General features: G+C 62.1%; 10 protein-coding genes and 1 tRNA gene. 7 read left to right on the forward strand and 4 right to left on the reverse strand.

The features are described from left to right. Window positions 1-95 precede the first annotated feature (95 nt). Entirely contained in the window at window positions 96-3,284 is a 3,189-nt protein-coding gene (locus tag OIS50_RS08460) for an efflux RND transporter permease subunit (protein ID WP_264693877.1), read from the forward strand. Further along, the gene (locus OIS50_RS08465; protein ID WP_264693878.1) at window positions 3,277-4,713 is read left to right on the forward strand and encodes an efflux transporter outer membrane subunit; all 1,437 of its coding nucleotides are present in this window, start codon (window positions 3,277-3,279) and stop codon (window positions 4,711-4,713) included. The genes OIS50_RS08460 and OIS50_RS08465 overlap by 8 nt, the downstream gene beginning before the upstream one ends. Window positions 4,714-4,870: 157 nt before the next feature. On the opposite strand, the gene OIS50_RS08470 is transcribed toward OIS50_RS08465, so the two are convergent. The 3 genes from OIS50_RS08470 to OIS50_RS08480 all read right to left on the reverse strand — a co-directional run bounded on the left by OIS50_RS08470 (window position 4,871) and on the right by OIS50_RS08480 (window position 7,305). Then, window positions 4,871-6,112 carry a hypothetical protein gene (locus tag OIS50_RS08470; RefSeq protein WP_264693879.1) on the reverse strand — a complete coding sequence of 414 codons (1,242 nt, stop codon included), beginning with the start codon at window positions 6,110-6,112 and terminating at the stop codon, window positions 4,871-4,873. A 170-nt stretch (window positions 6,113-6,282) separates the two neighbouring features. Continuing rightward, the gene (locus tag OIS50_RS08475) at window positions 6,283-6,897 is read right to left on the reverse strand and encodes a trimeric intracellular cation channel family protein (protein ID WP_264693880.1); all 615 of its coding nucleotides are present in this window, start codon (window positions 6,895-6,897) and stop codon (window positions 6,283-6,285) included. 334 nt (window positions 6,898-7,231) lie between these two features. Further along, a tRNA-Ile gene (locus OIS50_RS08480) sits at window positions 7,232-7,305 on the reverse strand. 89 nt (window positions 7,306-7,394) lie between these two features. Here OIS50_RS08480 and OIS50_RS08485 point away from each other — a divergent pair. The 4 genes from OIS50_RS08485 (at window position 7,395) to OIS50_RS08500 (ending at window position 10,355) form a co-directional block, all read left to right on the forward strand. Continuing rightward, window positions 7,395-8,063: an HAD family hydrolase gene (locus OIS50_RS08485; RefSeq protein ID WP_264693881.1), complete on the forward strand. Its 669-nt coding sequence runs from the start codon at window positions 7,395-7,397 to the stop codon at window positions 8,061-8,063. Continuing rightward, window positions 8,038-9,252: a site-2 protease family protein gene (locus OIS50_RS08490; RefSeq protein ID WP_264693882.1), complete on the forward strand. Its 1,215-nt coding sequence runs from the start codon at window positions 8,038-8,040 to the stop codon at window positions 9,250-9,252. Before OIS50_RS08485 ends, OIS50_RS08490 begins: the two co-directional genes overlap by 26 nt. 49 nt (window positions 9,253-9,301) lie before the next feature. After that, complete coding sequence (locus tag OIS50_RS08495) at window positions 9,302-9,673, forward strand: hypothetical protein (RefSeq protein WP_264693883.1); 372 nt, start codon at window positions 9,302-9,304, stop codon at window positions 9,671-9,673. A gap of 73 nt (window positions 9,674-9,746) precedes the next feature. After that, window positions 9,747-10,355 (forward strand): hypothetical protein, encoded by a 609-nt coding sequence (locus OIS50_RS08500; RefSeq protein ID WP_264693884.1) that lies wholly within the window; start codon window positions 9,747-9,749, stop codon window positions 10,353-10,355. A 280-nt stretch (window positions 10,356-10,635) separates the two neighbouring features. Here the strand turns inward: OIS50_RS08500 and OIS50_RS08505 are convergent, their stop codons facing one another. Further along, window positions 10,636-11,823, reverse strand: coding sequence for a phosphoglycerate kinase (locus OIS50_RS08505; RefSeq protein WP_264693885.1), 1,188 nt, complete (start codon window positions 11,821-11,823; stop codon window positions 10,636-10,638). A 308-nt stretch (window positions 11,824-12,131) separates the two neighbouring features. Between OIS50_RS08505 and OIS50_RS08510 the strand changes: the two genes are divergently transcribed. Then, window positions 12,132-14,897 (forward strand): D-alanine--D-alanine ligase family protein, encoded by a 2,766-nt coding sequence (locus OIS50_RS08510; protein WP_264693886.1) that lies wholly within the window; start codon window positions 12,132-12,134, stop codon window positions 14,895-14,897. Window positions 14,898-14,977 lie beyond the last annotated feature (80 nt).

Below are 14,977 nucleotides of genomic sequence, written 5' to 3' on the forward strand. Positions count from 1 at the left end.
GCCGTTAGTCTCTTATTCGGGAAAGTCCATATCCAGCAACTTCCATTCAGAACCGAGCTAACAGCTAATAGCCAAAAGCTAACGGCTAACTAAACATGTTCAGCAAATTCCTTCGCAGGCCCGTGTTTGCCATCGTCATATCGGTGGTCATCATGTTCCTGGGCCTACTGGCCATCAATACCCTGCCCAACTCGCAGTTCCCGGAAATTTCGCCGCCCATGGTAATGGTGAGCACGGCGTACCCCGGGGCCAGCGCCAAGGTGCTTACCGAGTCGGTGCTGATTCCGCTGGAGCAGGCCATCAACGGCGTGCCCGGCATGAAGTACATGACCTCCGACGCCGTGTCGGCCGGCGAGGCCAACATCCAGATCGTGTTCAACCTCGGCACCGACCCCGAGCAGGCCGTGGTGAACGTGAACACCCGCATTGCCCAGGTGCTCAACCGCTTGCCCCTACTGGTGCAGCGCGAGGGCGTGGTGGTAAACCGCGTGGTGCCCAACATGCTGATGTACGTGAACCTCTACAGCAAAGACAAGAATACCGACATGCGGTACCTCTTCAACTTTGCCGGGGTAAACATGCTGCCCGAAATCCAGCGCATCGACGGCATCGGGCGCGCCAGCATTCTGGGTTCGCGCCAGTACGCCATGCGCGTGTGGCTGAAGCCCGACCGCATGCGGGCCTACAACCTGTCGGTCGACGACGTGATGGAGGCCCTCAACGACCAGAGCGTGATCGGCTCGCCGGGCCGCATCGGCCGCTCCGACGGCAAAGAGGCCTCGGCGCTGGAGTACGTGCTCACCTACAAGGGCCGCTTCAACGACGTAGAGGAGTACAAGAACGTCATCATCCGGGCCAATGCCAACGGCGAAACGCTGCGCCTCAAAGACGTGGCCAACGTGGAGCTGGGCTCCGAGTTCTACGACATCTACTCCAACCTCGACGGCTACCCTTCGGCGGCCATTATGCTGAAGCAAACCTACGGCTCCAACGCCGTGGAGGTAATTGCCCGCGTGAAGGACAAGCTGGAGGAGCTGAAGAAAACCATGCCGCCCGGCATGGATTACAAAATCAGCTACGACGTTTCGAACTTCCTCGACGCCTCCACCGAGAACGTAATCCACACCCTGCGCGATGCCTTTATTCTGGTGGCCCTGGTGGTGTTCCTGTTCCTGGGCGACTGGCGCTCCACGCTCATTCCGATTATCGCCGTGCCGGTGTCGCTGGTGGGCGCCTTCATTGCCATGCAGGCCTTCGGGATGACGATTAACATGATTACCCTGTTCGCGCTGGTGCTGGCCATTGGCATTGTGGTCGACGACGCCATCGTGGTGGTGGAAGCCGTGCACGCCAAGATGGAGGAAAAGCACCTCTCGCCCTATGGGGCGGTGCGCGAGGTAATCGGCGAAATCAGCGGGGCCATCATTGCCATTACCGTGCTGATGACGGCCGTGTTCGTGCCGGTAGCGTTCATGAGCGGGCCGGTGGGCATTTTCTACCGCCAGTTCTCCATCACGATGGCCTCCAGCATCGTCATTTCGGGCATCGTGGCCCTGACCCTGACGCCCGTGCTGTGCGCCATGATTCTGAAGAACACGCACGGCCAGCCCCGCAAGAAAACGCCCATCAACCGGTTTATCGACTGGTTTAACCGCGGCTTCGAGCGCCTGACGGGCCGCTACACCAACTTCCTTGAGAAGATTGTCGCCCGCCGCGTGCTCACCTTCGGCATTTTGCTGGTGTTCGGGTTTGGCATTTTCGGCATCACGGCCAAGCTGCCCTCGGGCTTTATTCCGGCCGAAGACCAGGGCATGCTCTACGCCATTATCCAGACGCCGCCCGGCTCGACGCTGGAGCGCACCAATGCCCTCTCGCAGCAGCTCTCGAAGCTGGCCAAGGAGGTGCCCGGCGTGGAAAGCGTGTCGAGTTTGGCCGGTTACGAGGTACTGACGGAGGGCCGCGGCTCCAACGCCGGCACCCTGCTGATTGACCTAAAACCCTGGGCCGAGCGCAAGCAGAGCATCCGCGACGTGGTGGAGGGCCTGGAGGAGAAAGCCAAGGAAATACCCGGCGCCACCATCGAGTTCTTCGAGCCGCCGGCAGTGCCCGGCTACGGCGCGGCGGGCGGTTTTCAGCTGCAGCTGCTCGATAAAACCAGCACCGGCGACTACAAGGCGCTGGAAAAGGTGAACGACGATTTCATGCGCGAGCTGAAAAAGCGCCCCGAGCTGAGCGGGCTGTTCACGTTTTTCTCGGCCAACTACCCCCAGTACGAGCTGCAGATCGACAACCAGCTGGCCATGCAAAAGGGCGTGAGCATCGGCAACGCCATGAACACCTTGAGCATCATGATCGGCTCGACCTACGAACTGGGCTTCATCAAGTACCAGCGTTTCTTTAAGGTGTTCGTGCAGGCCTCGCCCGAGTACCGCCGCCTGCCCAAAGACGTGCTCGATATGTGGGTGAAAAACGACAAAGGCGAAATGGTGCCGTTTTCGGCCTTCATGAAAATCGTGAAAAGCCAGGGCGCCAACGAAATAACCCGCTACAATATGTACCCTACGGCCTCCATTCGGGGCGATGCGGCCCCGGGCTACAGCTCGGGCGAGGCCATAAAGGCCGTGCAGGAGGTGGCCGCCCGAACCCTACCTAGGGGCTACGACATCGACTGGGGCGGCCTCTCGAAAGACGAGGTGAGCCGCGGCAACGAGGCTGTGTACATCTTCCTGGTGGTTATCGTGTTCGTGTACCTGGTGCTGGCCGCGCAGTACGAAAGCTTTCTGCTGCCGCTGGCGGTTATTCTGTCGCTGCCGGCGGGCATCTTCGGCTCGTTCCTGCTGATTAAGGGCATGGGCCTGGCCAACAACATCTACGCCCAGGTGGGCCTGGTAATGCTGGTGGGCCTGCTCGGCAAGAACGCGGTGCTGATTGTGGAGTTTGCGGTGCAGAAGCACGAGGAGGGCATGACGGTGCGCGAGGCCACCATTGAGGGCGCCAAGGTGCGTTTCCGGCCCATTCTGATGACCTCGTTTGCCTTCATCGCGGGCCTGATTCCGCTGGTAATTGCCCACGGCGCGGGCGCCATCGGTAACCGCACCATCGGCACCTCGGCCCTAGGTGGCATGCTGTTCGGCACCGTATTCGGGGTCATCATCGTGCCGGGCCTGTACTACATCTTCGGTACGCTGGCCTCGGGCCGCAAGCTGATCCGGGATGAAAACGAGCACCCGCTGTCGGAGTTCGAGCCCCACGTTTTGGTTGAAGAAGTAGAAGCCCATGCTTAAGAAACGCATATACCAAGGCCTGAGCGCGGCTTGCCTGGCCTTGGCCGTGGGGGCCTGCAAAACGCCGGCTCTGGTTCAGCAAAAGGAAAACCGCGCCGTGCCGGCCAGCTACACCGGCGGCGCGCCCGATAGCACCAACTCGGCCAGGGCGCGGTGGCAGGAGTTTTTTACCGACCCGCACCTGGTGGGCCTGATTGACACGGCCCTGCAGCGCAACCAGGAGCTGAACATTACGCGGCAGGAAATTGAAATTGCCCGGCAGGAGGTGCGCGCCCGCAAAGGGGAGTACCTGCCCACGGTAGGCCTGGGCGGCGGCGCCGGCGCCGAAAAAGCGCCGCGCTACACCCTGCCCGGCGCCACCGAGGAAAGCGTGGACATAAAGCCGGCGCGCCGCACGCCCGATCCGCTGCCCGATTTTCGGGTGGGGGCCTACGCCAGCTGGGAGGTGGATATCTGGCACAAGCTGCGCAACGCCCGGAAGGCGGCCGCCGCGCGCTACCTGGCCTCGGTGGAGGGCCGGAACTTTACGCAAACCAACCTGGTAGCCGAAATTGCCACCTCGTACTACGAGCTGCTGGCCCTCGACAACCAGCTGGCCATTGTGCGGCAGAACCTGGAAATACAAGGCAATGCGCTGAAAGCCGTGCGGCTGCAGAAGGATGCCGCCCGCGTGACCGAGCTGGCCGTGCGCCGCTTCGAGGCGCAGGTGCACCACACGCAGGCCATTCAGTACAGCATTCAGCAGCGCATCGTGGAAACGGAAAACCGCATCAACTTTCTGGCGGGCCGTTATCCGCAGCCGGTGGCGCGCAACGCTGCCACGTTCAACGAGCTGGTGCCGAAAGCCATTCAGGCTGGGGTGCCCACCCAGCTGCTGCAAAACCGCCCCGACATCCGGCAGGCCGAGCAAAACCTGGCGGCTGCCAAGCTGGATGTGCAGGTGGCCCGCGCCAACTTCTACCCTTCGCTGCGCATTACGGCCGGCGTGGGCGCGGCCGCGTTCAACCCGGCGCTGCTGGCCACGCTGCCCGAGTCGATGCTGCTGGCGGTGGCCGGCGACGTGGCGGCCCCGCTCGTCAACAAAAACGGCATCAAGGCGCTGTACTTCAGCGCTAATGCCCGCCAGACGCAGGCCGTGTACCATTACGAGCGCACCGTGCTGAACGCCTACATCGAGGTGGCCAACCAGCTGGCCAGCATCGACAACCTGGCCCGGAGCTACGACGAGAAAGCCCGCGAGGTGCAGGCGCTCAACCAGTCGACCTCGATTTCGAGCAGCCTGTTCAGCTCGGCCCGGGCCGATTACACCGAGGTGCTTTTTACCCAGCGCGAGGCCCTGGAATCGAAGTTCGAGCTGATCGAAACCAGGATGCAGCAGCTCAACGCCTCCGTGAAGGTGTACCGCGCCCTAGGTGGCGGCTGGCAGTAATACCGCCGGGGGCCTCCTGACGCCCCCTGTACCCGGAACGTCATGCCGGGCCGCGGCGAGGCCTCTCGGCAGGTAGTACGGCCCTCCTGACGTTACCTTCAGCACAACCGGCGCCTGGCCGGGCAGCCGCGTGCTGCCCGGCCAGGCGCCGGTTGTGCTATTTGAAGCCGAAGAGAAAAGGAAAGAGGAAGGTGACGATAACCGTCCAGAGAAAGTAAACGGGCAGGTAAGCGGTAACGGCCTCTCCTACCCCGCTCAGGCTGCTTCGGCGCGACACGGCCCGGAACAGCTGGGCCGTTACGAGCAGCAGATTGATGAGGATGAGCACGTTGCCGCCCAACACGGCCGCGCGGTTGGGGGTGATGCCCCAGGCGGAAATCCGGAACAGAATAGCCGACAAGGCTACGCCGTTCACGATAACCGTTACGGCCGAAAGCAAAGCCAGCACCCAGATTTCGGGGCGCGTTCGGCTGGCGTTGGCGCCTTCCGAAACCGAGAAGAAAATAATGGCCAGCACGCCGATAAGCAGCGCGTTGAAGATCAGCAGAAACTCCCGGTCGTTGTAGGGGTCTTTGCCGGAGTACACCATGGCCCCTAGGTAGATAACGAGCATAACCAGCACCAGGGGGCTGAAGATGCGGGCAATAACGGGCGACACTCTGCCCACCAGCTGCGGATTTATTTGGGTAAGGTAAGTGCCCACAATGGGCGCGGCGGCCAGCCCGAATACTACCACGTACTGCACGTAAAACTCCTCGATTTGCAACCCGATGAGGGAAAACAGCCCGATGGTAATGCCGGTCATGATCACGCCCGCAATCAGAATAAGCGTGGTGATGACGACCAGGTCGCCGTTGTACTTCAGAAAACCCAGGCGCTTAGCGGGGTTGTTGGCGGCCCCGCCCACGTAGGCAAACCCCAGCAACGACCACAAAAACAGCAGCAGGTGCACGCACGATAAAAGCAGCGTGTCGCTGGTGCGCACATCGGGCAGCAGGTTGATGAATACCACGCCCACCAGGCTGGCCCCCGCCACAAAAGCGGCTTTGCCGGCGGTGAGCTTGTTGCGCCAGGCAAAGTAGGCCGACAACATCGGGAACACGATAAAGCCGATGTTGCGCGGGTAAAAGAACTCCTCATCGAGGGAGAAAAAGACCGGCAGCTTGGCGATGAGCCCGGCCAGCAACGATGCCACCACAACAAACCCTAGGTGCCCCCCGCCCCCGGCAACCTTGGGAGCGGCATAGGTAAGCCGGGCGTGCCAGTAGCCCAGCAGCACATTGTCGGGCTGCTCGGGGTAAGCCGCCTGAAACGCCCGCTTGAAAGCCGGCTTGTCTTCCCGGTACAACCTTTCCAGCAGGCCGGGATTGTGGAGGTTGGCGAGGATGGGGTTTTCCATGCTGGGGCCCGGTGTGGGGTGAAGACTAGAGGTTATTAAAGTACTTTGTGTTTCAAAGCTATAAAACTTGCGCTAACCACCGGCTGGGTATTGCAAAAAATAGTGCGGTTTATGCGAGGCTTATTACCAAGGCTGAGGCCAGCCAGAGCCAGGCGGCAACACTCGTTGGCTTAAACCCGAATGGGCGGCAGCGCCCAGCCGTTGCGGGCGGCCAGCAACCGAAAAATGGTTATCAGGCCCACCGCCACCAGGAAATTTACCGTCGGGTCGAGGCCCAGGTACAGCGCCAGCACGTAAAACACGGCGCCGGTGAGGCAGGGCGTAGCATACAGCTGCCGCTCAAACACCAGCGGCACCTCGTTGGCCAGCGTATCGCGAATTACACCTCCGAAAAGTGCCGAAACGATACCGAGCAACACAGCGGCCCACGCATTAACGCCCGTGTTAAGTGCTTTTTGCAGGCCCAGAATGGTAAATATCCCGATGCCCAAGGTATCGAACACCAGCAAGGGGCGCTGCAGCACGCCCAGCCACCAGCGCCGGCACGCCACGGCAATCAATACGCTGGCGGTTATAACCACCAGGTAGTTGGCGTCGCTGATCCAGGCCACGGGGTAGGCCTGAATGATTACGTCGCGCAGGGTACCGCCACCCACCGCCGTTACAAACGCGAAGATGAACAGCGTGAGCAGGTCGTGGTCCTTTTTCTTGTGCAACGCGGCCAACGTGCCCGAAATGGCAAACACGCCGGTCCCGATTAAATCTGTCAGGTAAATTATGCTCATGGCAATGCTGGGCAACAAATACGGACCACCGCTTCGCTTTCGGCAGCCGAAGCGGCAAAGTAGCACGCCTGCTGCCGGCATCCTGAATGGCTCCGGCAGTTGGCGCTCCACATGGGCTTGCCGTTTGACTTGGCCGGGGCTGCCTCCTTGCAAACCCTAGGTGCGCGAAACCCCACCCATGATGGGGGCTTGTAATCAGCTGATGGGTTGGGGCGTAGCTGCCTGCAATGCCTCCGGGCAGCGCTGCGAGTCAGGAACAACCGCCGCTAAACCTCGCGACAGCATCAGCCACAAACAAAAAACCCTGTTTACATAGTGCAAACAGGGTTTCGGGTGGGCCCAGCTGGAATCGAACCAGCGACCTACTGATTATGAGTCAGTTGCTCTAACCGATTGAGCTATAGGCCCGGCCTGTAAACCAGTACTGAAAAGCCAGTAGGTTGGTTTCGGCGGCGCAATCTACCAATTTCGCGGCCTCATTACCAAATCTTGCTCCTATGCCTGCTCCTGCGCGGCGGTTGCCCAATCTGCTTTTCGACTTCGGCGGCGTCATCATCAACGTCGATTACAACCGCACGCTGGAGGCCATGCGCGCCCTGAGCCGGGCGGGCTCTACCATCGAGTTTACGCAGGCGGCGCAGTCGGCTTTGTTCGACGACCTCGAAACCGGCCGCCTCTCGCCGGCCGAGTTCCGGGCGGGCCTGCGCCAGCACTACGACCTGCACCACGCCACCGATGCCCAGCTCGACGAAGCCTGGAACGCCATGGTGCTCGATTTGCCGCTCGAACGCATCGAGTACATCCGGGAGCTGCGGCGCGAGGGCTACCAAACCGCGTTGCTCTCGAACACCAACAGCATTCACATCGACATGATCCGGGAGATGCTGCGCCGCCAGTACGGCCTGCAAAACGGCATTGCCGATGTGCTCGACCGCGTGTTTTACTCGCAGGAGGTAGGCCTGCGCAAGCCCGGCCCCGAGGTGTTCGGGCACGTGCTGCGCGAGCTGAACTGGCGCCCCGAGGAAACCCTTTTCGTGGAGGATAGTATCCAACACATCCGGACGGCCGAAGCGCTGGGCATTCGCACGTTGTTTTTGCAGCCGCCGCTTACCCTTCTCGACGCCTTACCTGCTGCGCTCCGTGCCTTTTCCCTCCCTTCCGCCTAGTGCCGGCGACGATGCCACCCCCCCGCCGCCCGTTGGCCGCCTGCCCCGCGCGCCGCTGCGCTGGCGTTGGCGCCGCTACGAGCGCCCCGAGCCCCCCGTGTGGCGCGTGGTGCTGGTGCACCTAGGGCTGTTTCTGATTACCCTGTACACCACCACGGTGGCGGGGGCCGAGCAGGTTACAGCCCAGTCGCTCTGGAGCGGCTGGTGGCCCTCGGCGGCCGAGCTGCAGCGCGGGTTGGCTTATTCGTTGCCCTTCCTAGGTATTCTGACGGTACACGAGTTCGGGCATTATTTCACGGCGCGCTACAATCGCATCCGTACCTCGCTGCCGTACTACATACCCATGCTGAACGGGCTGCTCGACATCGGCACGTTCGGCGCGGTCATTCAAATCCGCGACAAGATTTTTTCGCGCCGCGAGTTTTTTGATGTGGGCATTGCCGGGCCGCTGGCCGGCTTGGTGGTGGCCGTGGCGGTGCTGGTGTACGGCCTCACGCATCTGCCGCCGCTCGAATACCTCTTCCGGGTGCATCCGGAGTACCGCTTTTACGGCGCCGATTATGCCCGCTACGTGTACAACGCTGAGTCGTTTGGCGTGAACCCGCCGCTGCTCTACCACGCCCTGGCCCAGCTGCTGGCCGACCCGGCGCGCCTGCCCCACCGCAACGAGCTGATGCACTACCCTTACCTGCTGGCGGGCGTGCTGGGGCTGTTTTTTACGGCCCTCAACCTGCTGCCCATCGGCCAGCTCGATGGCGGCCACATTTTGTACGGCCTGCTGGGGTTCCGGCGCGGCAACCAGCTGTCGGCGGTGCTGTTTCTGGGCTTCATCTTCTACGCGGGCCTTGGGCTTTTTTCGCTGAGCGCGCCGCGCGAAACGTGGCTGTACGGCGGGCCGGTATACGTGCTGTATCTGTTTTTTGTACTGCGCCGGGTGCTGCCCACGCCGCGCCGGGTATGGATGCTGGTGGCCGGAGTGTTCATGGCGCAGCTGGCGGTATCGGTGGCGTTTCCGGGCATCGAGGGCAACCCGGGCTGGCTGTTGTTTGGCCTGCTGCTGGGCCGCGTTACGGGCATCTACCACCCGCCCGCTACCGATGAGCGCCCCCTTTCGCCGGGGCGGCAGGTGCTGGGCTGGCTGATGCTGGTGGTGTTTGTGCTGTGCTTTTCACCTTCGCCCTTCCGCTAAGGCTGGCCGCCGTTGGCAACACCTGCGCGGCCGGTGCGTACCTAGGGCCATGGCTACCACCACTGCTCCCTCCCCCGCTGCCGCCGCTACCGACCGCTCCACCCCCGAATACCGCTGGGCTTTGGCCGAGCGTATTGCTGGCCACATGCTGGAGGCTGGCCTCAGCCACCGCGACATCAGCGACGTCACCACCCCCGACGACCTGGTGCAGCTGGGCGCCCTGCCCAAGGCCGATGCCGCCTATGTGCGCGGCTTGGAAATTGTGCCCGAGGCCGAAGCCCGCGAATTGTTTGTGCGCCACGCCCGCGGCAAGGCTACCAAAGCCGACCCCGAGTGCTGCGCCACCTTCAACTTTTTCCGGCAGCTGGTCTGGATCAGCCTCTACAGCCGCCCCGACGAAGAAGACGGCCTGCCCGCCTAGCCGCTGCGTTGTTTGAGCACCTAAGCTCGGCCGTTGGCCGTATCTTTGCGCCGGCTTTTCACTGCTAATTCCTGTGTTCGAACAGCGTACCTTTTTTACCCGTCGTTCGCTGAAGCTCGAGCCCGACGGTCTGCGCTTTACCGAGCGCACGCTCAACGCCTACAACGAGCTAACCATTTCGTACGAAGACCTGCTGCCGCTCGGCACGGCCCGCCACCGCTACGTGCCGGTGCGCCTTACGCTGCTGAGCTTGTTTTTGGCGTTTGGCTGCGGCAAAGTGTGTTACGATTACGTGCTGCGCGGCGAGCAGCCCAACAGCGCGGCCTGGCTGTTGCTGATTTTGCTGGGCTTGCTGGGGGTGCTGGTGGCCTACACCGCCAAGCATTGGCACTGGCACTTCGTTATCACCACCGGCCGCGGCAACCTGCCCTTTCTCGACCTAGGCGCCTCCGGCAAACAACTGCCCGCGGTGGCGGCCCAGCTGCACGCCTACACCGTGGCGCACTTGCGCCGCAAGTACCTGCGCGTAAATCCCTTCGAGCCCACCGAGGCCCAGCTGGAGCGCCTGACGTGGCTGCGCGAGCACAACGTGATCAAACAAGCCGAGTACGAGCAGTACAAGCAAAAGCTCCTCGGCCAGGGCAGCCAGCTCATCGGCCCGGTTGGGTTCAGCCTGAATTAGGAGCGTGGCTGAAATCCCTACCCAGCACGTGATGCTGGGTGCAGGCGAAGCATCTTTACCGCGTGTTCTGAACGTCATGTCGGGCGCAGCCGGGACATCTCGCGTGCGGACGCCGGATAGCAACCACTACCCCTCTCTTTGGGAGAGGGGGCCGGGGGGAGGTTCTCGCGTGAGAAGGTCCTTCGCTTGGGCTCAGGATGACGGGCTTTCGTTATTCACCCCCAAACGCAAAAGGCCCCGCAGCTTGCTGCGGGGCCTTCTTCATGCTATTGCATGGCTACTAACCTAGGGCCGCAACGCCGGGCAGGGTTTTGCCTTCCATGTACTCGAGCAGTGCGCCGCCGCCCGTCGAGATGTACGTAACGCGGTCGGCAAAGCCCAGCTGATTGACGGCCGCGGCCGAGTCGCCGCCGCCGATGAGCGAGTAGGCACCGTTGGCGGTGGCTTCGGCAATGGCGCGGGCCACGTACTCGGTACCGAGCGAGAAGTTGCTCATCTCGAACACACCCATCGGGCCGTTCCACAGAATGGTTTTGGAGTTGCGAATGATGGCCGCAAACTCCTCGCGCGCCGTGGGGCCGATGTCGAGGCCCATCCAGGTAGGCGGAATGTGCGTGTTGGCCGCCACGTCCACGTTCGCGTCGTTGGCAAACTTATCGGCGATGATGCTATCGGCGGGCAGCACCAGGTTCACGCCTTTTTCTTTGGCTTTCTGAATCAGACTTAGGGCCAGGTCTAGCTTGTCGGCTTCGAGCAACGAGGCCCCGATGTCGCCGCCCTGCGCTTTGGCGAAGGTGTAGGCCATGCCGCCGCCAATCAGCAGGTTATCCACCTTATCGAGCAGTTGCTCAATGATTTCGATTTTGTCCGAAATCTTGGCGCCGCCCATAATGGCCGTAAAGGGCCGCTCGGCGTTGTTGAGCACGCGGTTGGCGTTTTCAACCTCGCTGTGCAGCAAATAGCCGCCCACGCGGGCCTGCGGGAACGACTCGGCCACTACGGCCGTGGAGGCGTGGCGGCGGTGCGCCGTGCCAAACGCGTCGTTCACGTACACATCTCCCAGGCTAGCCAGGCGCTGGGCAAACTGGGCGTCGCCTTTTTCTTCTTCGGGGTAAAAGCGCAGGTTTTCGAGCAGCAGAATTTCGCCGGGCTGCAGGGTACGGGCCAGCTCAACGGCTTCGGCCCCAATGGCATCAGGCGCAAACTTCACGGGCATGCCGTACTCCGTGCCGAGGCGGTTTACCAGGTGGCGCAGCGAGTATTTCTCCTCGGGGCCGCCTTTGGGCCGCCCTAGGTGCGACATCAGAATAACGGAGCCGCCATCGGAGAGGATTTTGCGGATGGTGCGGGTGGCGGCCCGAATGCGGGTGTCGTCGGTAATGCGGAAGTCTTTGTCGAGGGGCACGTTGAAATCGACGCGCACCAGGGCTCTTTTGCCGGCGAAGTTGTACTGATCGATGGTTTGCATGAGCAACCGGTTAGGTGGGAAAACGCCGCCTTATACGCGGCGCCGCGTAGTTCGGTGTTTTTCGGCAGTGATGCAAAAAGCGCCGGGCGCTTAATGTAGCACGGAGTCGCACTCGGCGCCGGCGCCGCAGGCGCCAATCCGGAACCGCGCCGCATGGCCCGTAACCCCGCAGCCTCGCATGGTCGGCCTCGCCGACTGCGCCGGGTACCGCTCAGCGCTACAGCCCGTGCCTTGTTTGCCCCGGTGCTGCTTTTCGCCGTGCACGGCGTTCGGCTGCGCGCTCTTTTTTCGCCTAACTTTGCAGCAGCATGAGAATTGGCATTTTCTTCGGTGGCCCGTCGCGTGAGCGGGAAATTTCCTTTGCTGGCGGCCGCACGGTTTACGATAACCTCGATAAGTCGCTGTTTCAGGCCGTTCCGGTCTTCGTAGACAGCCACGGCAACTTCATTCTGCTCGACTGGCAGTACCTCTACAAGGGTACCATCCGCGACTTCTACCCGCCCGTGTCGGCTGTGCCGCAATCGGACCTGAAGCTGCAGGTGTACCTCGAGAGCCTGGGCGAGCTAAGCCACCAGGAGCAAGACCGCATCATCGCGGAGGTAGGCCGCCGCCTGCGCCCCGACGAGCTGGCCGAGCTGATCGACTTCGCGTTCCTGGCCCTGCACGGCCCGGCCGGCGAAGACGGCGCCATTCAGGGCTTGCTCGAGTGGTACGGCATCCCCTACTCCGGCTCCGGCATTTTGCCCTCGGCTTTCGGCATCGATAAGATTGCCCAGAAAACCCTGATCCATGCCCTAGGTCTGCCTTCGCCGGCCTTCCGCGTGCTCACGGCCGAGGAGTTCGACGCTGCCGACCCGGCTGCCCTGCTGGCTTACCTGCAGCGCGAATTGGGCTTGCCGCTCGTACTGAAAGCGCCGCGCCAGGGCTCGAGCATCGGCGTAAGCATTGTGCGCGATGCCGACGTGGCCAAGTTCACGGCCGCCGTAGAGCGCAGCCTGTTCCGCCGCACCGTAACCCGCGACGACTGGCAGCGCCTAGGTGCCCACGACCGCATTGCCTGGGCGCAGCACCTCACCGACATTCGCGAAGGCATTGGCCTGCCGGTAGTTATTGACGAAGCTCTTAGCTATCAGCCATCAGCTGTTAGCGGCGTTCAAGCACAAGAAGCTAACAGCCAACAGCCAGCAGCTAACAACTTCATCTACCATCCCGAAGAGCTGCTGCGGGCCCTCGATGAGCGCCTCCTGCTTCAGGATTCCGTTCGCCTCACCAACGTGCAGGGCGAGCAGCAGGTGCTGGTCGAAGCCTTCGTGCAGGGCCGCGAGTTTTCGTGCATCGTAGTGGAGGATGTTGACGGTACGCCGCTGGCCCTGCCCCCTACTGAAATCGTGAAGGGCACCGAGGTGTTCGACTACCGCTCGAAGTACCTGCCCGGCATGGCCCGCAAGGTGACGCCCATTGAGCTGCCCGAGGCCGATATTCAGCGCATCCGCGAGCAGTGCGAGCAGCTGTTTCGCACGTTCGGCTTCCAGGTGTATGCCCGATTGGATGGCTTCATCACCGAAAGCGGCGAGATTTTCCTGAACGACCCGAACACCACGTCGGGCATGCTGCCGGCTTCGTTCTTCTTCCACCAGGCCGCGGAAATCGGGCTCAACCCCTCGCAGTTCCTCACCTATATTGTGCGCACCTCGTTGGCGGCGCGCCGCCGCGGCGGTTTGCAGCCCATTAAGCTGGGCCGCAAGCTGCACCAGCTCGACCAGGCCGTGGCCGGTCGTCAGCAGGAGGAGCGGCAGCGCACCAAGGTGGCCGTAATTATGGGCGGCTATTCGTCGGAGCGTCACATTTCGGTAGAGAGTGGCCGCAACATCTACGAGAAGCTGTCGTCGTCGGCGAAGTACGAGCCGGTGCCGGTGTTCCTCACGGGTTCGTCGCAGGATTATCAGCTGTACGTGCTGCCCATCAATATCATGTTGAAGGACAACGCCGACGACATTCGCGACAAGGTGCGCCATTACGAGGCCGGCCACGGCCCGCACCCCATTCTGGAGCGCATTCGGCAGGAGGCTTCCAAAATCACGCACACCTACGCCGCGCAAGCCGTGGCGGTGCCCGAAAAGCTGACGTTCGAGCAGCTGGCCGAGCGCGTTGACGAGGTATTTATTGCCTTGCACGGCCGCCCCGGCGAAGACGGTGCCCTGCAGCAGCAGCTCGAGCGTGTGGGCCTGCCCTACAACGGCTCGGGCGTGAAGTCGAGCAGCATCACCATCAACAAGTTCGAAACCAACCGCCTGCTGCGCGAAGCCGGCCTGCGCGTAGCCGACCACCGCCTGGCCGCTCGCCTGGAGTGGGAAGCCGACCCCGAAGGCTTCTTCGCGTCGCTGGAACAGCAGTTCGCTTATCCGTTCATCGCGAAGCCCTCGGACGACGGCTGCTCATCGGCGGTGAAGAAGATCAAGAACCGCCAGGAGCTGGAGGCCTTTACTCGCCTGATTTTCCGCGACCAGGAAGACCTGCACGAAGACGCCGCCCGCACCCTCAACCTAGGGTTTAAAGAGGAATTCCCCCGCAAGGAGGTGTTCCTGGTTGAAACGCTGATTTCGCGCGACGGCGCCAAGCACTTCCTCGAAATCACGGGTGGTTTGCTGACGCACCGCCGCGACGATGGTGGCCGCGACATTGAGGTGTTCGAAGCCTCCGAAGCCCTGGCTACGGGCGAGGTGCTGAGCCTGGAGGAGAAATTCCTGGCCGGCGAAGGGCAAAACATTACGCCCGCCCGCTACGCCGCCGACCCGGCCGAGCGCCAGCGCGTTTCAGAGGAAGTAAAGAAGGTGTTGCGCCGCGTGGCCGAAGTGCTGAACATCGAGGGCTACGCCCGTATCGATGCGTTTGTGCGGGTGCGCGACAACGGCGAGGTAGAGGTGCTCATCATCGAGGTGAACTCGCTGCCGGGCATGACGCCCGCCACCTGCATCTTCCACCAAACGGCGCTGGCCGGCTACACGCCCTACGACTTCATCGACCGCATTCTGGAGTACGGCAAAACGCGTTCAGTTAAAGAGTTAGAGAAGTAGTGAGTTGAAGAGTTAGGGCGATGCACAGACCGGTTTCCCTGCTAACTCCTCCATTCAACAACTACTAAACTCAGCAACTC

Source organism: Hymenobacter sp. YIM 151858-1 (assembly GCF_025979705.1).
Classification (GTDB): domain Bacteria; phylum Bacteroidota; class Bacteroidia; order Cytophagales; family Hymenobacteraceae; genus Solirubrum.